Genomic DNA, 22,667 nt, shown 5'->3' with positions numbered 1-22,667 from the left:
TCACTCGTCGCTGTCCAAGCTGTTCTGGATTATGCGCTCCAGGCCTTCCCGGTCCAGGGCGTCTTTCCCCATCTCCTCGGCCTGTTCCTTGATCTGATCGAGGGGCAGCATACCCGCGTTGAAATAAGCGCCGTACTCCTCCGGAAGCAGGCGATGCAGGAAATTGGCCACGGGATCGAATCCGGGGCGCAGGGCCGATTCTCCATACACCGGAAAATCCCGTACGGGGGTCCCTCGTACCACTAGGACCACAACACCGACGATAACGATTCCCCGGAGCACGCCGAAAAATAATCCCAGGCTTCGATCGGTGGCCTTGAGCCCCGCGGAATGGACCATACGGTAGGCGAAAATGCCCACCAGGGAGGCCAGTAACAGGGTGACGAAGAATAACAGCAGGAAGGCGGTAACGGCACGTACCTGCGGATCCGCAATGGTACCGTCCAGGGCGTTTGCCAGCGGGGAGCCGAGCCGGGCGGCCACCACCACCGCCAGCACCCACGCCGCCAGCGAGAACACCTCCCGCACGAATCCCCGCCAGACGCTGATCACCGCGGAAACGCCGATTATCAGCAGCCAGATCACGTCGAGGAGCGTCACGGGAGCGGGTTCCTTTCTCGGCGTTTCATGGAAGCGGGGCCGGCGACCCGATCGCGGCCTAATCCAGCCTCAGGACCAGGAGATCGCCGAAGCCCGCCTGCTCCAGGGAGGAGACCAGGGACTGAACGGCCTCGCGGGATTTGCCGTCACCCACGACAACCCGGTTCCACTCCTCGCCTTTTACCGTGGCCGTCACGATCGCGGCCTCGAACCCGTTTTCCCGCAGGCGGTCCCGAAGGCTTCCGGCATTGGCCGGATCCCGGAAGGAGCCCACCATGACCGTCCAGAAAGGCCGCTCGGGCTCCGCCTTGGCGACCTCCTCCGCGGCGGGCGCGTCGGCCTGTTCCTCGCCGGCGGGCTCCGGAGTGGGGGCAGATTCGGTTTCGGCCTCGTCTTCGGCCACCTTGCTCCCGGAGCCGGTATCCGGATCGGACCCGGCCTCCGTTGCACCGGCGCCCGGGTCTGCTTTTCCGGCGGCGGACGGCTCCGGCTCGGAAGCGGAGGAGGCGTCGGAGGTTTCCTGCTCCGTGGAGGCTTCTTGGATATCCGGACTCGAGCCGGAATCGTCCTCCGCGTCAGCGGAGCGCCACCACTTCTCCTGTCCTCCGACGCCCTTGTCTGTCGCTTGATCCGGCGAAAAACCGCCGTCCTCGCCGGAGGCGCCGAACGAGCTGTCCGATTCCCGTTGGGTGCGGGACTGCAGGGATTCGGGCTGAATCTCCACCACCCGGGAGCGGTCCGTTTCCTCTCCGCCGAACCAGAGCGGCAGGACTACCACACCCACCACAAGCAGAACCACCAGGGCACCGACGAATTTGTAGAAGCGGGCCGGTTTGTGGCCGCCACCGGAGCCGCTCGCTTCCCCGTCGCTCATCTCAGCGACCCCTCTTCCAGATGCGGCTCTCGCTCTTCATGGACGGACGTGACATCCAGGGCCTCCAGGGCGGCAGCCACCATGAGGAAGCTACCGAAGATCACGATTCGATCCCGTTCCGGGCGGGCGTCCTGGCGGGCCGCGTCGAGGGCGTCCGCGGGCTCGGGGAACGGCCCCTGCCTGCTGGGCCCGGACACCGGCAGGGTCTCGGCCAGCTCGGCCCCGCTCATGCCGCGCGGAACGGGCACACCGCAAGGGTACCACCGGTCGACGACACCGGCCATGGCGGCCGCAACCGCTCCGACATCCTTGTCCTGCATGCTGCCATACACGGCCAGCGTCCGTCCCTCGGGGGGAGACGCGCTCAGCAGGGCGGCAAACTCCCGGGCGGCGGCGGGATTGTGGGCCACGTCCAGCCATATGGGGACCGCTCCCGGAAGGCACTGCCCGCGCCCCGGCAGGGCCACCCGGGCCAGAGCCACGCGCCAGTGCTCCTCCCGGAGGCGGAACGGCTCCGGGAGGAGAAGGCCGGCGGCGATGGCGGTGGCCGCGTTGCGGATCTGGTAGTCACCCGCCAAGCGCGGCTGCGGGAGCGGCCCCAGAGTCTGCCCGCACCCGGACCAGGACCACCAGCCGTCCTCGGCAGCGGTGCCACGGAAATCCCGATCCTGCACCCACAGACCGCCGTTGGGAGCCCGGAACAGGCTCTCGGGCGGCTGGGGATCACCGCAGAGGGCCGGCGTCTCCGGGCGGAAGATCCCGGCCTTCTCGGCCCCGATGGCCTCCCGGTCCTCTCCGAGAAAGGCCTGGTGGTCCAGGTCCACCGAGGTCACCACGCTCAGCAGCGGGTCCCAGATATTCACGGCATCCAACCGCCCCCCGAGACCCACCTCCAGCACGGCGATATCCACCTCTTCACGGAAGGTGGCCATGGCCACCAGGGTGGTGAACTCGAAATAGGTCAGCGGGGTATCACCGCGCGCCTCCTCCACCTCGGCGAAGCCGGGCAGGAGGCCCTCATCGGAAACGGGGAGGCCGTTCTTCCGGATCCGCTCATTGAAGCGGAACAGATGCGGGGAGGTATAGGCGCCGACCCGATGGCCGGAAGCGATCAGCGCCGATTCCAGGAGGCTCACCACCGAGCCCTTGCCGTTGGTGCCGCCCACCAGCACTATCGGCATGGGCGCCTGGCGCAGACCCATACGGGCGGCAACGGTGCCGACCCGGTCCAATCCGAGTGCGATGTCACCCGGATGTCGGGCTTCCACCCGCTCCAGCCAGGCTCTGAGCTCCGGCGATTCCGTCACCGCTTGCGCGCCTCCAGCCTCAACCGGTCGCGGGCAGGTGGTTGAGGGTTGCCAGTATGTCGGCGATGGACTCGCGCATATCCCGTCTGTCCACGATGCAGTCCACGGCGCCGTGCTCCTGCAGGAATTCCGCCTCCTGGAAGCCCTCGGGCAGGGTTTCCTGCACGGTCTGCTGGATCACCCGCGGGCCGGCGAACCCGATCAGGGCCTTGGGCTCCGCCACGATCACGTCGCCGAGCATGGCGAGACTCGCGGAGACTCCGCCCATGGTGGGATCCGTGAGCACAGAGACAAACGGCAGACCGGCATCGTCCAGCTTGGCCAAGGCGGCGGAGGTCTTGCTCATCTGCATGAGCGAGTAGAGCCCCTCCTGCATGCGCGCCCCGCCGGAAGCAGAGAAATTCACCAGCGGCACCCGGTCGTTGACGGAGCGATCCACGGCCCGTACGAAGCGCTCCCCCACCACGGAGCCCATGGAGCCGCCCATGAAGTTGAAGTCGAAGGCCGAGGCTACCACCCCTTGCCCTTTGACGTAGCCGCGCATGGCCACCAGGGCGTCCCGCTCGCCCGTCTTCTTCTGGGCCAGCACCACCCGGTCCCGGTACTTCTTGGAATCCCGGAAGCGCAGGGGGTCGTTGGAATTCAGCCCGCCGCCGATCTCCTCCCGACCCTCGGGATCGAGGAAGAAATCGAGCCGCTGCCGGGCGCCGAGGCGATGGTGATGGTCGCATTTCGGGCATACCTGGAAGCCGCGCTCCAGATCCTTGCGATAGAGAATCGCCTGACAGCTGGGGCATTTGTCCCACAGACCCTCGGGGGTGGTTCCTCCCTTGTTCTGCTTCTCCTTGATCTTGGGAGGCATGATCTTCTGAAACCAGCTCATGTTCTGCCCGTCCTTCCCCTTTGCGGCACCTGCCGGTCGCCCCGCAGACGCCGGCGGTTGGTTCTTGTATTCGTGCGCGTCTCGCCGGCGGAATGCCGGAACACCTCCGCGCTCATTCAGCTCGGCGGCACGGCCTGGCGGTCCACCCCCTGGCGCAGATCGGCCACCTGCTCCGCAAGCGCCGCTCGCAGGGCCCCGGGGTCCGAGCCCCCCACATGCGCTTCCACGGTCCGGATCAGGGCGCTGCCCACCACGACGGCATCGGCAGCGCCGGCAACCGCAGCGGCGGAATCGGCATCCCGCACCCCGAAGCCCACGGCCACGGGGAGATCCGTGCGGGCCCGGATGGGTGCCACGTGCTCGCCGACGGAGGCCACGTCGAGGCCTCCGCCACCGGTCACGCCGGTCATGGAGACGTAGTAGACGAATCCCCGCGCCTGCTCCAGGGTCTCGTCCAGCCGCTCCTCGGAAGTGGTGGGCGCCACCAGCATGATCGGCGCCACGCCCGCCTCCGGCAGGGGCCCGTACCATTCGCCGGCCTCCTCCGGGGGCATGTCCACAGTTAGCAGACCGTCCACACCCGCCGCGGCGGCGCGCTCCGCGAACCGCGCCGGTCCCATGCGCTCCACGGGATTGGCGTAGCCCATGAGCACCACCGGGGTATCGGGATCCTCGGCCCGGAAGCGCCGCACCATCTCTAGAACGTCGTCGAGGGTAACATCGTGGGCCAGCGCCCGTTCCGAGGCCCGCTGGATCACGGGACCGTCGGCGAGCGGATCGGTGAAGGGTATGCCGAGCTCGAGCACGTCCACCCCGGCTTCCACCAGGCCGTGCAGCAGCGGCACCGTCTGGTCCGGATGCGGATCCCCCGCGGTCAGAAAGGTGATCAGCCCCTTGCGCCCTTCCCGGCGGAGCCGGTCGAAAGTGGTCTCGATGCGGTTCACGACGATCCTTCCGTTTCCGCCACCGTGTGAATGTCCTTGTCGCCGCGCCCGGAGAGGTTGACCAGGACGGCCTGGTCGGCGCGCATGGTGCGCGCCAGGCGCATGGCGGCGGCCACCGCGTGGGAGGATTCCAGTGCGGGGAGGATGCCCTCGGTGGCCGTGAGCTGCTTGAAAGCCGCCAGGGCCTCCTCGTCGTCCACGGTCTCGTAGGCCACCCGGCCGAGATCCTTGAGGTGACTGTGCTCGGGCCCCACCCCGGGATAGTCCAGACCGGCGGAGATGGAGTGCGTGGGCAGGATCTGGCCGTGGTCGTCCTGCATCAGGTAACTGCGCGAACCGTGCAGGATACCGGGCACGCCCCCGGTCAGGGGCGCGGCGTGGTGGCCGGTAGCCACGCCGTAGCCACCCGCCTCCACGCCCACCATGGCCACCTCCTCGTCCGCCAGGAACGGATAGAACAAGCCCATGGCGTTGCTGCCCCCGCCCACGCAGGCCACCAGGGCGTCCGGGAGCCGACCCAGCTTCTCGCCGATCTGCGCCCGGGCCTCGCGCCCGATCACCGCCTGGAAATCCCGCACCAGCATGGGGTAGGGATGCGGGCCGGCCACGGTCCCGATGACGTAGAAGGTGTCGGCAACATTGGTGACCCAGTCGCGCATAGCCTCGTTCATGGCGTCCTTGAGGGTGCGCGAACCGGCCTCCACGGAGCGGACCTCAGCCCCCAGCAGCCGCATGCGATATACGTTCATGGCCTGGCGGCGCATGTCCTCGGCGCCCATATAGATCACGCACTCCAGGCCGAGGCGGGCGGCCACGGTGGCGGTGGCCACGCCGTGCTGGCCCGCACCCGTTTCGGCGATGATGCGCCGCTTGCCCATGTGCCGGGCGAGCAGGCCCTGACCGATGGTGTTGTTGATCTTGTGGGCCCCGGTGTGGGTCAGGTCCTCCCGCTTGAGGAAGATCCGCGCCCCGCCGGCCTCGGCGCCGAGCCGCTTGGCCTCGTAGATCGGCGTGGGCCGCCCCACATAGTCGCGAAGCTCGTCCGCCAGCTCGGCCTGGAAGGCGGGGTCCTCGCGCAGCTCCCCATAGGCCCGCTCCAGCTCGAGGATGGGCGCCATCAGCGTCTCGGAGACGTAGCGCCCACCGTAGATACCGTAATGGCCGTTGCCGTCCGGCAGATTATCCTCGGTCCGCATCCCGGACTCCTTGTATGAAAGCCGCCACCCGGACCGCCGATTTGACGCCCGGACGCTCTTCGACCCCGCTGCTTGCATCCACGGCATAGGGCCCCACCGCACGCACGGCTTCGCCCACGTTGTCCGCATCCAGCCCCCCGGCCAGCACCACCCGCGAGGCCAGCTCGGCCGGGATCAGGGACCAGCGGAAGGTTCGCCCCGTTCCCCCGGCCTGTCCCGGCACGTAGGCGTCGAGGAGGAGCCGGTCCGCCCCGTAACGCTGCGCGGCCTCCCCGAGGTCCGTATCGGGCCCCACGCGTACCGCCTTGATATAGGGCCGGTCGAAGGCGCCGCATAGCCCGGGGGATTCCCCGCCGTGGAACTGCAGCAGGTCCAGGGGGCACGCCGCCAGGGTCTGCGCCACCTGCTGCCGGTCGGGATCCACGAACAGGCCCACGGCGGTAACAAAGGGCGGCAGGGCGGCCCGTATCTCCGCCGCCCGCTCCGGCGTCACCGCCCGGGGGCTATCGGGGTGGAACACCAGGCCGACGGCATCGGCCCCCGCCGCCGCGGCCATGCGGCCGTCCTCGGGCCGGGTGATCCCGCAGATTTTCACGCGCGTTCGGCCCAAGCCCTTCCCCAAGTCGTGCCGTTGGCGATCCAGTGGCAGTTCGCGCCGCGGAGTTCCCCCTGGCTAGAAGCCCGCCGGATCGAAACCGCCCGGCCCGCGGGTCGGCGGCGCGGGCGCGCCCCATTCGGGGGGATAGTGCACGGCGGCGAAATACAGCCCCTCGGGACGGGCGGTGGGCCCGGCTCGCTCACGATCGCCACTGGTCAGCACTTCCCCGATCCAGGCCGGATTTTGCCTGCCCAGGCCCACTTCCACCAGCGATCCGACCATAATCCGCACCATATTGTACAGGAATGCGTCGGCACGCACTGCCACCTGAATCTCCTCGCCCAAGGCGCGAACGGCGAGGCGCTGGACCTCGCGCACGGGGTGCGCCGCCTGGCATCCCGCCGCCCGGAAGGCGGAGAAATCCCGGCGGCCCTGCAGCCACCTTCCCCCCTCGGCCATGGCCTCCGCGTCCAGGGGGCCGCGCACCCAGGTCACACGGCCCTGCTCGAGTCCCGGCCGCCCCGGACGGGCGAGCAGTCGGTAGAGGTAGGTCCGCGCCCTGGCCTTGCGCCGCGCATCGAATCCAGCGGCCACGGGCACGGCCTCCACCACGGCGGCCCCTTGCGGCAGGTGCGCATTGACGCCCCGGATCCAGGCCTCGGCGGGCCGCTCCACCGGCGGGTCGAAATGCACCACCATGCCCAGACCATGGACCCCCGCGTCGGTTCGGCCCGCCGCCACCGCCCGGACGGGGGCGTCGGCCACCCGGGAAAGGGCGGTCTCCAGGGCCTCCTGGACGCTCATGGCGTTGGTCTGCCGCTGCCAGCCGTGAAACCTGGAGCCGTCGAATTCCAACAAGAGGGCCATTCGCCCGGCCATGTCTACCTCTCGCTCCGGAGCACCGTCAGGACCCGGCCAGCATCACGCTCCAGGCACCCGCCGCCGCTAGCAGCAGCCCATCCCGGCCCCGTAGCGGGCCGGGCATTCGAATCCCTCCGGCCTGCCGCAAGTACAGCGCTTCGGCATTGCGGTCGGCGGCCTCGCGGGCGCGGCGCAGCACCATGCGGGCGGCGATAATCTCCTGGCGCAGCTTGCCCGCCACCCCCCGCCCGCCCCGGCGGCGCAGGCGCAGGGCGTCGCGCACCGCGGCCGTCTCGCGGCGAACCGGCTCCACCCGATCCACCGTCCAGGCCAACAGCCGCCCGAAACGCTCCACGGGAACACCGAGCCACCCCAGTGGCCGCAGCACCCAGGACACGCCACCGGCCAGCTCGGCAATGGGGGTCGTTCGTACCAGGGCGGCCACCAGAGCCGCCATCAGCGCCACCACCCCCAATAGTCTGGCTCCCTCGATCAGGCCGGCTCGGACCGGGGACAGAGCCCCCAGCTCGGGCAGAAGCGGAGCGCCGGGCGTGAACCAGCCATGGAGCACCAGGATGAACAGGAAAACCAGCCGCAGACGCCGTAACAGCCGCAGACAGGCCTCCAGCGCCCCGGGCGAGCGCCCGAGGGCGAGCGCCGCGGGGAGGACGGTCGCGGCCATACCCGCGATCCGCTCCCCCAGGGTCAGCCCCGAGGCCAACAGCAGTACGGCGAGCACCTTGGCCCCGGCGTGATGCCGGGCCACCGCGGGCTGGGCACGCTCCACTTCGAGATCCAATCAGGTTATGAAACGGGCCGGACACGGAGGGAACGCATCTCCGAATACTGTGCCGGAGCCGCGGTTCCGCAAAAAAGTTGGCGCCCCGCCGAAGCGGGGCGCCGCAAGTCCGCGAGCCGGCGATTCAAGCCAGGGTCGCGAGCAGCTTCCGGGCCCGCTCCTGCTGGCCGCTCCCGCCGCGGGCCTCCACCTCCTGCAGAAGCCCCTTGGCGGATTCCTGGTCGCCCATGTCGATCCAGGCCTGCGCAAGATCCAGCTTGATCTCGAACTCGTCCTCGTCCTGGCCGTTGCCCCCGAGCCCCTCCGAAGCGGCATCTTCCGGGTCGGTATCCAGCTCCGTCCAGGAATCGTTCTCACCCCAAGTATCGGAACCGCCGAGATCCAGATCTTCCTCGGAAAGACTGAGATCCAGCTCTCCATCGTCCTCCTCCGCCGTGCCGGCTTCGTCCCCGAAAGCGCTCCGGGGTTCCCCGGTCCCGGAGGAATCTTCCGGCCCTTCCGATTCCGTGAAGAGCTCGTAGCCGGTCTCCCCCTCTGGCTCGGGCAGCTCCAGGTCCAGCTCGCCCCCGTCTTCGGCTTCCTCCGGCCCGGGGGTATCCGGCGTCTCCGGCGTGGAAGGCTCCTCTTCTTCAGTACCGGGCCATTCCAGCCCTTCCGCCATGCTGAAGTCATTCTCAGAGGCGATGGCGTCGCTTTCCGACTCCGATTCTCCGGTCCCGGCTTCCGGCTCCTCGGTATCCGAAAGGCTGAGATCGAATTCCAGGTCCCCTTCGGGCTCGTCGGCGGAGAACTGTCCCCCTTCGGACGATTCATCCGGGAAGGACTCCGGGGAATCCTTTTCCGACTCTCCGTTCGGGGCGGGCATTTCGGGCGTCGTTTCCCCGCTGTCGCCCGTCGCCTCGGCATCCAGGCTCAGATCGAGCTCCAGATCATCGTCCTCCTCCGCCGTGGAGGCCGCCGGTTCATCATCCGCTTCCGCTTCTTCTGCAGTCGGTTCGGTACTTTCCTCGTCGAGGGAGAAGGTCAGGTCCTCCTCCGATTCCGGAGCGGATCCCGTAGTGTCCTCTTCCAGAGCAGCGACTCCCTCCGGGGCGTCCGCCTCCGCCGCTCCGGCAGCCCCTGAATCGGCTTCCAGGTCGAAGTCGAAGGCACCCTCACCCTCGTCCTGCTCCGCTGCTTCCCGTCCCGGATCCGCTGCGGCCTCCTCGGGGTCCGTCTCTTCCGTCACGCCCAGGTCGAAGTCATCCATATCGAAGGTGGGCACATCCGACCCGTCCCCGGGCTGATCCCCCAAAGCGGCGAACAGGGTGCTCTCCGGTTTGAGCTGGCGACCCCGGCCGCGAACCTCCTCCTGCCATTCCCGGTGCTCGCCGCCGAGCTGGGCGAAGAGGCGGCGCGCGACCTCCTCGAACTGGTCCGCGTCCCCTTCCTGCTCGTACAGGTCCAGCAACCTTCCATAGAGCGCCCAATTTCGAGGGTCCACCGCCAGCGCCTCCCAGAGGGTGGAGCGGGCCTGCTTGAGCTCGCCGGACGCCACCTGGGCATTGGCCTCGCTCAAGGGATCCAGCTCCGCGGTATCGGCGGCGGGCTGCGGCGTCTCCCCGCCGCCCCCGGCCGGCGCCGGAGTCGTTTCAGTGCCCCGGATCCTGCGCCAGAGGGCGAGAATGGCCAGCAGCATGAGCAGATTAATACCCGCGAGCATCCAGAGTACGTAGCGATCCCGGCCCGGCATGCCCCCGGATCCGTTGTTGCTCCCGGTGGCGATCCGGGACATGGCCTCGCTCTGCTTGGCGATCAGGCTCTTCTGCTGGTCCACCTGGTCATTGAGGGAGGTGATCCGATTCTCCAGGGACTGGACCGTGGCCTTCATGGTGCTCCGCCGCGCGTCCAGGGTCTCGCGCATGCTCTCCAGGCTGGCCTGGACCTCCTTCGCCACCTTCAAGCCGGAAGGCTCCTCTCCCTTCCCTTCGGCAATGGCTTGGCCGGCCGCCGCGGCGGCCTCCTTCAGGTCGGGCTTTTCCCCGGAGGCGCCCGAAACCGGGTTTCCCGCATCGGCCTTATCCGAGGCGGCAGCCGCCGTCCGCGCCCCGGACTCACCCTGCTGTTCGGCGGTTTCCGGCCCGTCCTCGGCCTGCTTCCCCTTTTCGGACTGGTCCAGGGCCACCTTGAGGCGGTAGCGTTCATGGCCGGGATTGGTCTTCACCTGCGGGCGCCCGCGAGCCGTCCATTCCCGGCGCTGTTCCAGAATGGTCTTCTGCGCCTCGGCAACCGGAATCCGCCGGATCCGCTGCTCTTCCGGCATTTCCAGTACCGCCCCCCGGCGGAGCAGATTCATGTTGTTGTCGATGAAGGCTTCCGGATTTTCCTTCCAGACGGCCACCACAGCGGATTCCTCGGGTACCGAGGGATCCCGTCGGACGCGTTGGACAATGGTGGCGAGCGTGTCCCCTTCGCGGACGGGGCCGTACCGGTTCCGCTTGGACCAGCCCTCCGTGACGGCTACCTTGGGGCGCTCCACCGCCGGGCCGACCTTGCGCGGCACGGAGCCGCCACCGGAGGTTGCACTGTTTGTGCGCCGGTCCTGCGCCTGCCGGGCTCGGGAGGGCTCCGCCTCCGCGGACCGGCTATTGGCGGCAGAGGGCGGCGGGGTCGCCTTGGCGGGATCCAGGGCCACGGTGTACATCTTGAGGACCTGGTTGTCCCCGTCCCCCACCCGGATCATCACCTCGAACAGGGGGTCGGTCACCGGCCGGGAGCTGGAAATGACAATGCGGGGACTGGCGTCGCCCACCAGGCGGACCTGGATCTGGTTTACAACGGGCGAAGGGGATTTCCCCACCATCTCGTAGTCCGCCGGAGCGGCCAGGGTGGCTTCCAGGGGCGAACCGGATTCCCCCCCGCTGAGGTGAATCGGCGCCTCAGCGTGCAGCGGGCTGCCCAGCTTGGACTCGACCTGAAGGTCGCCCAGTCCAAGGGCCATCGTGGCCGGGGACACGGCCATGAATCCACCGAATACCACGGCGGCCGAGCCGGCCTTGGCGGACGAAGTCGGACGGGCCCGAGATGGGTTGCGCAGGCGCCCTGGGTGGGCGGATTTCGGCATGTGGGCTCTCCTGTTCGGGCCTGACGGGGCCTTTTTTACCGCAAACCATCCCGGATCGGCAACTCTGCGAGTGGGATTGTGTACTATGCAGCCCCTTTTTCAAAGCAGGTAGGAACAAACCAAAGATTTCCACCTTTGTCGAGGATGATTTTCGCTCCGTCCCCGCGTCCGGTGTGCCCTTCCTTCCGCGGTGCGGCGGGGCAAACGGAATTTATCCCGGCCAGTCAAAGGCTTTTGCCCATCGCCCCGTTTCCGCCGATATTTCCCCGACATTGCCGCATGGCGGGGCCGGCCGGAGGGCCTCGCTCTCGGCCTGTCCCGGTGCACAAATGGACACAGTCGCCCGCCTTGGACTCGGCGGAAAGCCTTGGATTTTTTGGGTACTCCATCGGGATCGGTCCGGTACGCCCGTAAATGGCATGCACATGCCCGATACCAGCCCGGCCGGGTCCGAAGCTTCCGGAAACAAAAAAGGCCTCCGGAGTCCGGAGGCCCATAGGCGGGTATAACGGCTGCCGGTGCGTGGGGGCTAGCTCGGCACCAGGATACCCAGCATGCGCCGAACGGGCTCGGCGGCCCCCCAGAGGAGCTGGTCCCCCACGGAAAAGGCGTTCAGGTATTCGCCACCCATGCGCATCTTGCGCAGCCGGCCAACGGGCACCTCCAGGGTACCGGTGGCAGCCGCGGGGCTCAGGCTTTCCATGCTGGGCTCTTTCTCATTCGGCACCACCCGCACCCAGTCATTGGCGGAGCCGAGGAGGCTTTCCACCTCCGCCACCGGCACGTCGCGCGTGAGCTTGATGGTGAAGGCCTGGGCATGGGAGCGCATAGCCCCCACCCGGACGCAGGTGCCATCGATAGGAATGGGGGCGTTCCGGCGTCCGAGTATCTTGTTGGTTTCCTCGGAGCCCTTCCATTCCTCCTTGCTCTGGCCATTCTCCATGGGCTTGTCGATCCAGGGGATGAGGCTGCCGGCCAGCGGCACGCCGAAGTTCTCCACGGGGAAGTCCCCGGCGCGCATTGTCTCGGTCATGGCACGGTCGATTTCCAGGATGCCGCTGGCAGGGTCATCCAGGCGCGCGCCGGCCGCGTCGCGGAGGGTGCCCATCTGGCGCACCAGCTCGCGCATGTTCTGGGCACCCGCGCCGGAAGCGGCCTGGTAGGTCATGGAGGTCATCCACTCCACCAGACCCTCGCGGAATAGCCCGCCCAGGGCCATGAGCATGAGGCTCACCGTGCAGTTGCCACCAACGAAGGTCTTGGTGCCCTGCTCCAGGGCGGCGTCGATGCGGTCGCGATTCACCGGGTCGAGGATGATGAGGCTGTCGTCGGCCATACGCAGGGTGGAGGCCGCGTCGATCCAGTAGCCCTTCCAGCCGGAATCCCGCAGGGGCCCGTATACCGCCTCGGTGTAGTCGCCGCCCTGGGTGGTGACCACAGCATCCATCTCCCGCAGGGCGTCGAGGTCATTGGCATCCTGCAGGGCCGGCACCTTCACGCCCACGTCGGGACCCGGCTGGCCGGCCTGGGAGGTGGAGAAGAACACCGGCTCGATCCCCTTGAAATCGTCTTCCTCGCGCATGCGCTGCATGAGCACGGAGCCCACCATGCCCCGCCAGCCGACGAATCCGATCCGCTTCACACTGCCTCCCGCCATTGCATCCGTACCTGTTTGGGTTGCGTCCAACCTGGCGCCCCCTCACCGGGAGCCCCTGAAAAAACCGCAAGCCGCCGCGAGGCGCGGCAAGGTCGCAGGGCGACTGAAGGGATGCCCGAAGGGCAGGGCCCCTTGGAGCCCGGAGGCCTTGCCGCGCCTCGCGGCGGCCACCACTAGCCGCGCAAGGCCGCCACCACCGCGTCGCCCATCTCGGCGGTGCCGATGGCCTGCTCGCCCTCGGCGGCGATATCCGGGGTGCGCAGCCCGTCCTCCAGGACCTTCTCCACGGCCCGCTCCACCCGGTCGGCCAGCTCGCTCTCGTCCAGGCTGTAACGGAGCATCATGCCCACCGACAGGATGGTGGCCAGGGGATTGGCCTTTCCGGTGCCGGCGATATCCGGTGCCGAGCCGTGGATGGGCTCGTACATCCCGGCGCCTTCGGTATTCAGGGAGGCGCTGGGCAGCAGACCGATGGAGCCGGTGAGCATGCTGGCCTCGTCGGAAAGGATGTCGCCGAACATGTTCGTGGTCACCATGACGTCGAACTGCCCGGGTGCCCGGACGAGCTGCATGGCCGCGTTATCCACGTACATGTGAGACAGCTCAACATCGGGAAATTCCCGAGTGCCCACATCGGTTACCACCTCGCGCCATAGCTCGGTGGACTCGAGCACATTGGCCTTGTCGATGCTGCACACGCGGCCGGAGCGCTTGCGGGCGATATCGAAGGCCACCCGGGCGATGCGCTCGATCTCGTCGCTGGCATATACCAGGGTGTTCACGCCCTTGCGCCGGCCGTCGGGCAGCTCCTCCACACCGCGCGGCTCACCGAAGTAGATCCCGCCGGTGAGCTCCCGCACCACCATGATATCGATGCCGGCCACCACCTCGGGCTTGAGCGCGGAGGCCCCCGCCAGTTCGGGAAAGACCTTGGCGGGCCGGAGATTGGCGAACAGGTCCAGCTCCTTGCGCAAGGCCAGCAGGGCCCGTTCCGGACGCACGCTGTAATCCAGGGCCTCCCACCGCGGACCGCCCACCGCGCCGAGGAGCACGGCGTCCGCCCCCCTGGCCAGCTCAAGGGTGGCCTCCGGCAGGGGGTGGCCGGACTGGTCGTAAGCGGTGCCGCCCACCGGCGCCTCTTCCCAGGCCATGTCCAGGCCGAAATTGGTGCGCAGGGTCTCCAGGACCTTGCAGGCCTCGCGGACGATATCGGGGCCGATACCGTCACCGGGTAGAACGGCGAGCTTATGCGTCATGGGATTCCTTTCTTGCTGCCTTGGAGGTAATGGCGCGCCACGTCGCCGGAGCCTCCATGGCGCGCTCCACCGGACCGCGACCTACCTCAGCCCTGCACGGGCACCCCGAACACCCAGGGCGCCCGCCGGCCATATTCCGACTCGAAACCGCCAATGGCGGCATCGCGCTCCAGCGTCAAGCCGATCTCGTCGAGACCCTCCCAGAGCATATGCTTCTTGTGCTCATCCACCTCGAAGAAGAGCCGCTCGTCATGGGGTGTCGTAATGGTCTGAGCGTCCAGATCCACATGCAGCTCATGGCCCGGCAGCTCCTCGACCTCCTTGAACAGCTGGTCCACGGTGGCCTCGTCCAGGGTGATGGTGAGGATGCCGTTCTTGGTGCAGTTGTTGGCGAAGATGTCGGCAAAGCTCGGCGCGATGATCACCCGGATGCCATAGTCGGCCAGCGCCCACGGGGCGTGCTCCCGGGAGCTGCCGCAGCCGAAGTTCTCCCGGGCCAGCAGCACCTGGGCCCCACGGTAGCGGGACTGGTTGAGGACGAAGTCGGGGTTCTCCGGGCGGGCGCTATTGTCCTTGCCCGGCTCCCCCTCGTCCAGGTAGCGCCATTCGTCGAACAGGTTCACCCCGAAGCCGGTTCGCTCGATGGACTTCAGGAACTGCTTGGGGATGATGGCGTCGGTGTCCACATTGGCGCGGTCCAGCGGCGCCACGAGACCCTTGTGACGGGTAAACGGTTCCACGGCCCTACTCCCTTACGAATCAGAACAGCGAAGACGGACTAACCGCCGAGTACGCCAAGCGCGCCAAGAACGGCAAAAGACACTAGAAAAAACAACCTTATCGCAATGCCCTTTTCCGATCTGGGCATGTTGTTTGGTTTTCTGCTTTCCTTGGCATCCTTGGCGGTCCGCGGTCTTTAGTTCTCGCCGGTGACCTCGCGCACGTCCTCGAAGTGCCCCGCGATGGCTGCCGCGGCGGCCATGGCCGGGCTCACCAGATGGGTGCGCCCGCCGCGGCCCTGCCGGCCCTCGAAGTTGCGGTTGGAGGTGGAGGCGCAGCGCTCGCCCGGAGCGAGGCGATCGTCGTTCATGGCCAGGCACATGGAGCAGCCCGGCTCGCGCCACTGGAAACCGGCGGCGGTGAATACCTTGTCCAGGCCCTCTTCCTCGGCCTGCTGCTTCACCAGCCCGGAACCGGGCACCACCATGGCCTCCACACCCTCGGCCACGCGCTTGCCGTGCACCACCGCCGCGGCGGCACGCAGATCCTCGATGCGGGCGTTTGTGCAGGAGCCGATGAACACCTTGTCCAGGGCGATCTCGCGCATGGGGGTGTTGGGCCGCAGGCCCATGTACTCCAGGGCCTTCTCCATGGCCGAGCGCTTCACCGGATCGCTTTCCCGGGCCGGATCCGGAACCTCCCCGCTCACCGGTACCGTCATCTCAGGCGAGGTACCCCAGGTCACCTCGGGGATGAGCGCCCCGGCCTCAAGTACAATCTCGGCATCGAATTCCGCATCGGCATCCGAGGCTATGCCCCGCCAGTAGGCCTCAGCAGCGTCCCAGGCTTCGCCCTCGGGGGCGTAGGGGCGGCCGCGGAAATAGTCGATGGTTTTGTCGTCCACCGCCACCATGCCCGCGCGGGCGCCGGCCTCGATGGCCATGTTGCACACGGTCATCCGCCCCTCCACGGAGAGATCGCGGATGGCCTGGCCGGCGAATTCGATGGCATAGCCGGTGCCTCCCGCGGTGCCGATCCTGCCGATGATGGCCAGGATCACGTCCTTGGCGGTCACCCCAGTGGGCAAGGGCCCGTCCACGGTCACCCGCATGGACTTGGGCTTGCGCTGCGGCAGGGTCTGGGTGGCCAGCACATGTTCCACCTCCGAGGTGCCGATACCGAAGGCCAGGCAGCCGAAGGCGCCGTGGGTGGAGGTGTGGCTGTCGCCGCAGACCACCGTCATGCCGGGTAGCACGATGCCCTCCTCGGGCCCGATGACGTGGACGATGCCCTGGCGCGGGTCGTCCATCTTGAACTCGGTAATGCCGAATTCTTCGCAGTTGCGGTCCAGGGCCGCCACCTGCTTGGCCGAGACCGGGTCGCTGATGCCTTCCGAGCGGTCGGTGGTGGGCACGTTGTGGTCAGGCACGGCGTAGGTCAGCTCCGGGCGCCGCACCTGGCGCCCGGCCAGCCGCAGGCCTTCGAAGGCCTGCGGGCTGGTCACCTCGTGCACCAGATGGCGGTCGATATAGAGCAGGGAAACGCCATTCTCGTCGGTTTCCACCACATGGGCGTCCCAGAGCTTATCGAGGAGGGTCTTTCCGGACATTTCGGTTTCCGATTTCTGAAAGAGAAAGACTTAAAAACAGGGATCCGCGCTCAAAGCTGCGGATGCTTGGCCGGCGGCTCGCCCATGAGCTTATTCAGGGCATGCACATAGGCCTTCACCGAGGCGGCGACGATGTCGGTGTCGGCGCCCTGACCGTTGACGATGCGACCGCCGCGCTCCAGGCGCACGGTCACCTCGCCCTGGGCATCGGTGCCGCCGGTGATGGCGTTCACCGAGTAGAGCTTGAGCTCGGCGTCCAGGTCGGTGATGGTCTCCACGGCCTTGAAGGCCGCGTCCACCGGGCCATCGCCGGAGGTGGTGGCCGATTGCTCGGCGCCGTCCACTTCCAGGGTGAGCTGCGCCTCCGGCGTTTGCCCGGTGTCGGAGCAGACATGGAGCCTGGCCAGCTTGAAGCGCTCGGCCACCCGGGTCACTTCGTCGTTCACCAGGGCCAGCAGGTCCTCGTCGAAGATCTCCCGTTTGCGATCGGCCAGGGCCTTGAAGCGCTCGAAGGTGGCCTCGAACTGGTCGCCGTCCAGGTGCACGCCCAGCTCCTCGAGCCGGGTACGGAAGGCGTTGCGGCCCGAGAGCTTGCCCAGGACCATGCGGTTGCGCGACCAGCCCACGCTCTCTGCGGTGATGATCTCGTAGGTCTCGCGCTCCTTGAGCACGCCGTCCTGGTGGATGCCCGACTCGTGAGCGAAGGCATTGGCGCCGACGATGGCTTTGTTGTTCTGTACGGCGAAGCCGGAAACGGTGGCCACCAGGCGACTGGTGGGCACGATCTCGGTGGTCTCGATGCGCGTGTCCACCCCGAAGTGATCGGAGCGGGTACGCAGGGCCATGACCACCTCCTCCATGGCGGCGTTGCCGGCGCGCTCGCCGAGGCCGTTCACCGTGCACTCCACCTGGCGGGCACCGTTCTCCACAGCCGCGAGCGAATTGGACACGGCCAGGCCCAGGTCGTTGTGGCAGTGCACCGAGAAAGTGGCCCGGTCCGAATTGGGCACCCGCTCGCGCAGCATCCGGATGCGCTCGCCGAACTCGTGGGGGATGGCGTAGCCCACGGTGTCCGGGATATTGATGGTGGTGGCTCCGGCGTCGATGGCCGCCTCCACGATCCGGCACAGGAAATCGGAATCGGTGCGTCCGGCGTCCTCGGCGGAGAACTCGACGTTGTCGGTGTATTTGCGGGCCCGCTTTACCGCCGCCACCGCCATTTCGTGCACCTCGTCGCGGCTCATCTTGAGCTTGGCGCGCAGGTGGATGTCGCTGGTGGCGATGAAGGTGTGAATGCGCGGGTCGGCGGCACCGGCCAGCGCCTCCCCGGCACCATCGATGTCCGCCTCCCGGGCCCGGGCCAGCCCGCAGATCTGGGAGCCGCGGATCTCGTCGGCGATCGCCTTCACGGAGGCGAAATCGCCCTTGGAGGCGGACGGGAAGCCCGCCTCGATCACATCCACCCGCAGCCGCTCCAGGGCGCGGGCGATCTGCATTTTCTCGTCCTGATTCATGGAAGCGCCGGGGCTTTGCTCCCCGTCACGCAGGGTGGTGTCGAATATCAGTACTCGATCGGCCATGGGGCAGTCTCCGCTCGTCCAACCGGCCTCGACGGAAGGCTACGGACAAATTGGGGAAACGGGCTGAAATCAACGACCTGCTCGGTGCGCCTCGTTCTGAGGACGGCGCACCCGGCCGGATTCCGCGGATTTGGAAACGGGGGTGCGGGTTAGCCGCGTAGGAGGCGTAGCCGCCGCAGGGGCAGGAGGGATAGGCGCAGGAAGGGCATCGCGGCAACAGCGGCACGTACGGGGCCGAAGCCGCCTTCCGGGGCGGCCCGGAATCGACAGGATGCGGCGCCTTGAATCGCTGACACTCCCATTGGTGCAAATCCCCTGGGCATGAAGTTTTACCAGTTATAGAACCTATTGCTCCGGGCCCTGGCTGTCAACCTTGGTACGCTCCCGGCGCTGGTGGCGCTTGTGCCGGAGCTGGCGCATGGTGTCCACCGGACCGGCCAAAGCGTACAGGAAGAAGAAGCCGAACAGCACCAGCGGCGGATGGATGGCCACCAGGATCAGGACCCCCACGATCAGCACCGCCGCGGGGAAGGGCACCCGATGCCGGAGATCGGCATCCTTGAAGCTGCGGAACCGGATATTACTGACCATGAGCAGGGCCAGGGCATATACACCGAACAGGGCCGCCACGTTCACCCAGACCCCGGTCAGCCCGGTCTCCTCCACGAACAGCACCCAGGTGACCAGGGTGGCGGCCGCGGCCGGGGCGGGCAGTCCCTGGAAGTAGCGCTTGTCCTTCACCGCACTCTGGGTGTTGAATCGGGCGAGGCGCAGCCCGGCGCAGGCCGTGAACAGGAAGCCACCGAGCCAGCCCACGTTACCGAAGGGACCGAGCGCCCACTGATGGGTCAGCACCGCCGGCGCTAGGCCAAAGGCGATCACGTCCGAGATGCTGTCGTACTCGGCGCCGAAGTCCGTTTCGGCGTTGATCAGCCGGGCCACCCGGCCGTCCAGGCCGTCGAACACCAGTGCCACCAGGACCGCCACCGAGGCCAGGGCGTAGTCCCCCTCCACGGATTTGATCAGGGCGAAGAAGCCGCTGAACATGGCCGCGGTGGTCAGCAGGTTGGGCAGCACGAAAACCCCCTTGCGGGGGTTGGCGCGGGTCCGCATCATCCGCTTCCCCAAAAAAGCCGGGCCGCGCCCCGCCGCGACGGCAGGACGGGCCCGGATCCATTTCTCCGTCCGGCGCGACGGCTCAGTTCTTTTCCCGGTCCACCAGCTTGCCGGCGCTCATGAAGCTCATGGCCGAGCGCAGGCGCTCGCCCACTTCCTCGATGGGATGCTCGCGGGCGAGGCGGCGAGCCGACTGAAGCCGCGGGGTACCGGCCTGGTTCTCCAAAATGTACTCCTTGGCGAAGCTGCCGTCCTGGATCTCGCCGAGGACCTTGCGCATCTCCTCCTTGACGTCCTCGTTGATGAGACGCCGACCGCGGGAGAAATCGCCGTACTCCGCGGTGTTGGAGATGGAGTAGCGCATATTGGCGATGCCGCCCTCATAGAGCAGGTCCACGATGAGCTTCATCTCGTGCAGGCACTCGAAGTAGGCCATCTCCGGGGCGTAGCCGGCCTCGGTGAGGGTCTCGAAGCCGGACTGGATCAGCGCCGAGAGGCCGCCGCACAGCACCGCCTGCTCGCCGAACAGATCGGTCTCGGTCTCCTCGCGGAAGGTGGTCTCGATGACACCGGCCCGGGTTCCCCCGTTGGCGCGGGCGTAGGATAGGGCGATAGCGTGGGCGTTGCCCGTGGCGTCCTGCTCGATGGCGATCAGGCTGGGCACGCCGCTACCCTGCTCGAAGGTGGCCCGGACGGTATGGCCGGGGCCCTTGGGCGCCACCATGAAGACGTCCAGGTCGGCGCGCGGAACGACCTGGCCATAGTTGATGTTGAAGCCGTGGGCGAAGGCGATGCCGGCGCCCTGCTTCAGGTTGGGCTCGATCTGGCCGTAATAGAGCGCCTTCTGGTGCTCGTCCGGAGCCAGCACCATGACCACGTCGGCCTTGGCCACGGCATCCTCCACGGAGGCCACCTTCAGGCCGGCGTTCTCCGCCTTGGCCCAGGAGCCCGAGCCTTCCCGCAGGCCGACGGTCACGGAGACCCCGGAATCCTTCAGGTTGTTGGCGTGCGCGTGGCCCTGGGAACCGTAGCCGATGATGGCCACTTCTTTCCCCTGGATCAGGGAGAGGTCGGCGTCCTGATCGTAATAAACCTTCATGGTGCGTGCGTCCTTTCCTGAACCTGCCGGTTTCGGCGGATTATAAATGAAAAAACAGTGATTTGCCCGTCCGGAACGCGAAGGGGGTGCGATGCCGCACCCCCGTCCAGGCTCCCGGCGTGTACGGGCTACATGCCGCGGGCGCCCCGCCCGATAGCGATGGCGCCGGTGCGCACCACCTCCACCACCTGGGCGGGCTCGAACAGCTCCAGCAGCGATTGGACCTTCTGGCCGTCACCGGTCACCTCAAGGGTATACGAGGAATCGGTGACGTCGATGATGCGGCTGCGGTAGATATCGGCGATGCGCTTCACCTCGGCGCGCTCCTCGCCGGATTCGGCCTGCACCTTGAGCAGCACCATCTCCCGCTCCACATGGGCCCCTTCGGTGAGATCGGTGACCTTGATCACCTCCACCAGCTTGCGGAGCTGCTTGATGATCTGCTCGATGATGGGATCGTCCCCCCAGGTGACGATGGTCATCCGGGAGACCTCCTCCTCGTCGGTGGGCGCCACCGACAGGCCCTCGATGTTGTACCCCCGGGCGGAGAACAGGCCCGCCACCCGGGAGAGCGCCCCCGCTTCGTTTTCTAGAAGAACGGATATCACGCGTCGCATGGGGCGCCCCTCAAACCAGGACCATCTCGTCCAGGCCCGCACCGGCCGGAACCATGGGATAGACGTTCTCCGCCGGATCCACCACGAAGTCCAGGAACACCAGCCGGTCGGTGCTCATGGCCTCGCGGAGCATGCCTTCCACGTCACCGGGCTTGTCGGTGCGCAGGCCCACGTGGCCGTAGGATTCCGCCAAAGCCACGAAATCCGGGAGGGCGTCCACATAGGACTCCGCGTAGCGGCTCTCGTAGAACAGCTCCTGCCACTGGCGCACCATGCCCAGGTAGCCGTTGTTCAGGTTGATTACCTTCACGGGCAAACGGTACTGCTTGGCGGTGGAAAGCTCCTGGATGTTCATCTGGATGCTGCCCTCCCCGGTGACGCAGGCCACCGCCGCGTCCGGATAGGCCATCTGCGCGCCGAGGGCGGCGGGCAGGCCGTAGCCCATGGTCCCGAGGCCGCCGGAGTTCAGCCACTGGCGCGGACGCTTGAAGTGGTAGAACTGCGCCGCCCACATCTGGTGCTGGCCCACATCGGAGGTGACGATGGCATTGCCCTCCGTCACCTCGTAGAGCTTCTCGAGCACGAACTGCGGTTTGATCAGACCGCTTTCGCGGTCGTACTGGAGGCAGTCCCGGCCGCGCCACTCGTTGATCTGGTCCCACCAGGGGCGGAGGCGCTCCAGGTCTCCCGGACCTTCGCGGTCCACAACCTGGCCCATCTCTTCCAGGACCGACTGCACATGGCCCACGATGGGAACATCCACCTCCACGTTCTTGGAAATGCTGGCGGGATCGATATCCACGTGGACGATCTTGGCATGCGGCGCGAAGCGCTCAATCTTGCCGGTCACCCGGTCGTCGAATCGGGCACCGATGGCCACCAGCACGTCACAGTGGGTGATGGCCATATTGGCCTCATAGGTGCCGTGCATACCCAGCATGCCCACGAACTGCGGATCGTCTCCCGGATATCCGCCCAGCCCCATCAGGGTGTTGGTGATGGGGAAATTGAGCTTGCGCACGAGCCGGGTCAGCTCCTCGGCGGCATCGCCGAGCACCACGCCGCCGCCGGTGTAGACCATGGGCCGCTCGGCGTTGCGCATGAGCTCCACGGCCTTCTTGATCTGGCCCGAATGCCCCTTGATGGTCGGGTTGTAGGAGCGCATATGCACTTCCTGGGGGTATTCGAACTCGCACTCGGCGGCGGTGATGTCCTTGGGGATATCCACCACCACCGGCCCGGGACGGCCCGTGGACGCGATATAGAAGGCCTTCTTGATGGTGGAGGCCAGCTCGCTGACCTCGCTGACCAGGAAGTTGTGCTTGGTGCAGGGCCGGGTAATGCCGACGTTATCCGCCTCCTGAAAGGCGTCGTTACCGATCAGGGAGGTGGGCACCTGCCCGGTAATCACCACCAGGGGCACCGAGTCCATGTAGGCGGTGGCCAGACCGGTGACGGCGTTGGTGGCCCCCGGGCCGGAGGTCACCAGCCCCACGCCCACCTTTCCGGTGGCCTGGGAGTAGCCCTCGGCGGCATGAATGGCCCCCTGCTCGTGGCGAACCAATACGTGGCGCACTCGATCCTGCTTGAACAGGGCATCGTATACGTGGAGTACGGCGCCGCCGGGGTACCCGAAGACCGTATCCACTCCCTCTTCCTGCAAGCATCGGACGACGATTTCTGCGCCAGTGAGCTTCAAGGCTCGCTCCTGTGTATAGACTTGAAGATGGCTGCGCGAGGGCCGCCACCTGGTAGCCGCTACTGCGTTATCATGGTCTGCTGGTAGACAGGAAAATTCCGTATTTTACGCACCCTAGGCCCGGACCGCCAGGGTGTCAATCTAGCCCC

At 67.4% G+C, this 22,667-nt stretch carries 19 protein-coding genes; all 19 read right to left on the bottom strand.

Annotation, left to right across the window (positions count from 1 at the left end; translation table 11 throughout):
• The 19 genes from ACERLL_RS08180 to ilvB all read right to left on the bottom strand — a co-directional run bounded on the left by ACERLL_RS08180 (position 1) and on the right by ilvB (position 22,518).
• The gene (locus ACERLL_RS08180; protein ID WP_373655589.1) at positions 1-600 is read right to left on the bottom strand and encodes a CvpA family protein; all 600 of its coding nucleotides are present in this window, start codon (positions 598-600) and stop codon (positions 1-3) included.
• Positions 601-658: 58 nt separating this feature from the next.
• Positions 659-1,474: an SPOR domain-containing protein gene (locus ACERLL_RS08175; protein ID WP_373655588.1), complete on the bottom strand. Its 816-nt coding sequence runs from the start codon at positions 1,472-1,474 to the stop codon at positions 659-661.
• A complete protein-coding gene (locus ACERLL_RS08170) occupies positions 1,471-2,781 on the bottom strand; it encodes a bifunctional folylpolyglutamate synthase/dihydrofolate synthase (RefSeq protein WP_373655587.1) in 1,311 nt (436 codons plus the stop codon). Before ACERLL_RS08170 ends, ACERLL_RS08175 begins: the two co-directional genes overlap by 4 nt.
• Before the next feature lie 19 nt (positions 2,782-2,800).
• Positions 2,801-3,664 carry an acetyl-CoA carboxylase, carboxyltransferase subunit beta gene (accD, locus tag ACERLL_RS08165; RefSeq protein ID WP_373655586.1) on the bottom strand — a complete coding sequence of 288 codons (864 nt, stop codon included), beginning with the start codon at positions 3,662-3,664 and terminating at the stop codon, positions 2,801-2,803.
• Between the two features lie 116 nt (positions 3,665-3,780).
• On the bottom strand, positions 3,781-4,608 hold the full coding sequence (trpA, locus tag ACERLL_RS08160; RefSeq protein ID WP_373655585.1) for a tryptophan synthase subunit alpha: 828 nt from the start codon (positions 4,606-4,608) through the stop codon (positions 3,781-3,783).
• Positions 4,605-5,804 carry a tryptophan synthase subunit beta gene (gene trpB, locus ACERLL_RS08155; RefSeq protein ID WP_373655584.1) on the bottom strand — a complete coding sequence of 400 codons (1,200 nt, stop codon included), beginning with the start codon at positions 5,802-5,804 and terminating at the stop codon, positions 4,605-4,607. The genes trpA and trpB overlap by 4 nt, the downstream gene beginning before the upstream one ends.
• Positions 5,788-6,414, bottom strand: a complete 627-nt coding sequence (locus ACERLL_RS08150; RefSeq protein ID WP_373655583.1) for a phosphoribosylanthranilate isomerase — start codon at positions 6,412-6,414, stop codon at positions 5,788-5,790. Before ACERLL_RS08150 ends, trpB begins: the two co-directional genes overlap by 17 nt.
• Before the next feature lie 63 nt (positions 6,415-6,477).
• Entirely contained in the window at positions 6,478-7,281 is an 804-nt protein-coding gene (gene truA / locus ACERLL_RS08145; RefSeq protein WP_373655582.1) for a tRNA pseudouridine(38-40) synthase TruA, read from the bottom strand.
• Positions 7,282-7,306: 25 nt separating this feature from the next.
• The gene (locus ACERLL_RS08140; RefSeq protein WP_373655581.1) at positions 7,307-8,050 is read right to left on the bottom strand and encodes an energy-coupling factor transporter transmembrane component T family protein; all 744 of its coding nucleotides are present in this window, start codon (positions 8,048-8,050) and stop codon (positions 7,307-7,309) included.
• Positions 8,051-8,186: 136 nt separating this feature from the next.
• Positions 8,187-11,165, bottom strand: a complete 2,979-nt coding sequence (locus ACERLL_RS08135) for a motility hub landmark protein FimV (RefSeq protein ID WP_373655580.1) — start codon at positions 11,163-11,165, stop codon at positions 8,187-8,189.
• Between the two features lie 529 nt (positions 11,166-11,694).
• Entirely contained in the window at positions 11,695-12,807 is a 1,113-nt protein-coding gene (gene asd / locus ACERLL_RS08130) for an aspartate-semialdehyde dehydrogenase (protein ID WP_373655579.1), read from the bottom strand.
• 188 nt (positions 12,808-12,995) lie between these two features.
• The gene (gene leuB, locus ACERLL_RS08125; RefSeq protein ID WP_373655578.1) at positions 12,996-14,078 is read right to left on the bottom strand and encodes a 3-isopropylmalate dehydrogenase; all 1,083 of its coding nucleotides are present in this window, start codon (positions 14,076-14,078) and stop codon (positions 12,996-12,998) included.
• A gap of 86 nt (positions 14,079-14,164) precedes the next feature.
• Entirely contained in the window at positions 14,165-14,818 is a 654-nt protein-coding gene (gene leuD / locus ACERLL_RS08120) for a 3-isopropylmalate dehydratase small subunit (RefSeq protein ID WP_373655577.1), read from the bottom strand.
• 176 nt (positions 14,819-14,994) lie between these two features.
• A complete protein-coding gene (leuC, locus tag ACERLL_RS08115; protein WP_373655576.1) occupies positions 14,995-16,407 on the bottom strand; it encodes a 3-isopropylmalate dehydratase large subunit in 1,413 nt (470 codons plus the stop codon).
• Between the two features lie 50 nt (positions 16,408-16,457).
• Positions 16,458-17,987: a 2-isopropylmalate synthase gene (locus tag ACERLL_RS08110; protein ID WP_373655575.1), complete on the bottom strand. Its 1,530-nt coding sequence runs from the start codon at positions 17,985-17,987 to the stop codon at positions 16,458-16,460.
• 345 nt (positions 17,988-18,332) lie between these two features.
• Complete coding sequence (gene pssA / locus ACERLL_RS08105) at positions 18,333-19,100, bottom strand: CDP-diacylglycerol--serine O-phosphatidyltransferase (RefSeq protein ID WP_373655574.1); 768 nt, start codon at positions 19,098-19,100, stop codon at positions 18,333-18,335.
• 85 nt (positions 19,101-19,185) lie between these two features.
• Positions 19,186-20,202, bottom strand: coding sequence for a ketol-acid reductoisomerase (ilvC, locus tag ACERLL_RS08100; RefSeq protein WP_373655573.1), 1,017 nt, complete (start codon positions 20,200-20,202; stop codon positions 19,186-19,188).
• A gap of 128 nt (positions 20,203-20,330) precedes the next feature.
• A complete protein-coding gene (gene ilvN, locus ACERLL_RS08095) occupies positions 20,331-20,819 on the bottom strand; it encodes an acetolactate synthase small subunit (RefSeq protein WP_373655572.1) in 489 nt (162 codons plus the stop codon).
• A 10-nt stretch (positions 20,820-20,829) separates the two neighbouring features.
• The gene (gene ilvB, locus ACERLL_RS08090; RefSeq protein WP_373655571.1) at positions 20,830-22,518 is read right to left on the bottom strand and encodes a biosynthetic-type acetolactate synthase large subunit; all 1,689 of its coding nucleotides are present in this window, start codon (positions 22,516-22,518) and stop codon (positions 20,830-20,832) included.
• Between the last annotated feature and the right edge of the window lie 149 nt (positions 22,519-22,667).

Source organism: Thiohalorhabdus sp. Cl-TMA, assembly GCF_041821045.1.
Taxonomy (GTDB): Bacteria; Pseudomonadota; Gammaproteobacteria; order Thiohalorhabdales; family Thiohalorhabdaceae; genus Thiohalorhabdus; species Thiohalorhabdus methylotropha.
This window is presented reverse-complemented; position numbering and strand designations above follow the sequence as displayed.

Excerpts from the sequence above, each read along its gene's own strand:
- ACERLL_RS08175 (WP_373655588.1), bottom strand. The coding sequence starts at position 1,474 with ATGAGCGACGGGGAAGCGAGCGGCTCCGGTGGCGGCCACAAACCGGCC.
- accD (WP_373655586.1), bottom strand. The coding sequence starts at position 3,664 with ATGAGCTGGTTTCAGAAGATCATGCCTCCCAAGATCAAGGAGAAGCAG.
- trpB (WP_373655584.1), bottom strand. The coding sequence starts at position 5,804 with ATGCGGACCGAGGATAATCTGCCGGACGGCAACGGCCATTACGGTATC.
- truA (WP_373655582.1), bottom strand. The coding sequence starts at position 7,281 with ATGGCCGGGCGAATGGCCCTCTTGTTGGAATTCGACGGCTCCAGGTTT.
- ACERLL_RS08135 (WP_373655580.1), bottom strand. The coding sequence starts at position 11,165 with ATGCCGAAATCCGCCCACCCAGGGCGCCTGCGCAACCCATCTCGGGCC.
- leuB (WP_373655578.1), bottom strand. The coding sequence starts at position 14,078 with ATGACGCATAAGCTCGCCGTTCTACCCGGTGACGGTATCGGCCCCGAT.
- leuC (WP_373655576.1), bottom strand. The coding sequence starts at position 16,407 with ATGTCCGGAAAGACCCTCCTCGATAAGCTCTGGGACGCCCATGTGGTG.
- ACERLL_RS08110 (WP_373655575.1), bottom strand. The coding sequence starts at position 17,987 with ATGGCCGATCGAGTACTGATATTCGACACCACCCTGCGTGACGGGGAG.
- pssA (WP_373655574.1), bottom strand. The coding sequence starts at position 19,100 with ATGCGGACCCGCGCCAACCCCCGCAAGGGGGTTTTCGTGCTGCCCAAC.
- ilvC (WP_373655573.1), bottom strand. The coding sequence starts at position 20,202 with ATGAAGGTTTATTACGATCAGGACGCCGACCTCTCCCTGATCCAGGGG.
- ilvN (WP_373655572.1), bottom strand. The coding sequence starts at position 20,819 with ATGCGACGCGTGATATCCGTTCTTCTAGAAAACGAAGCGGGGGCGCTC.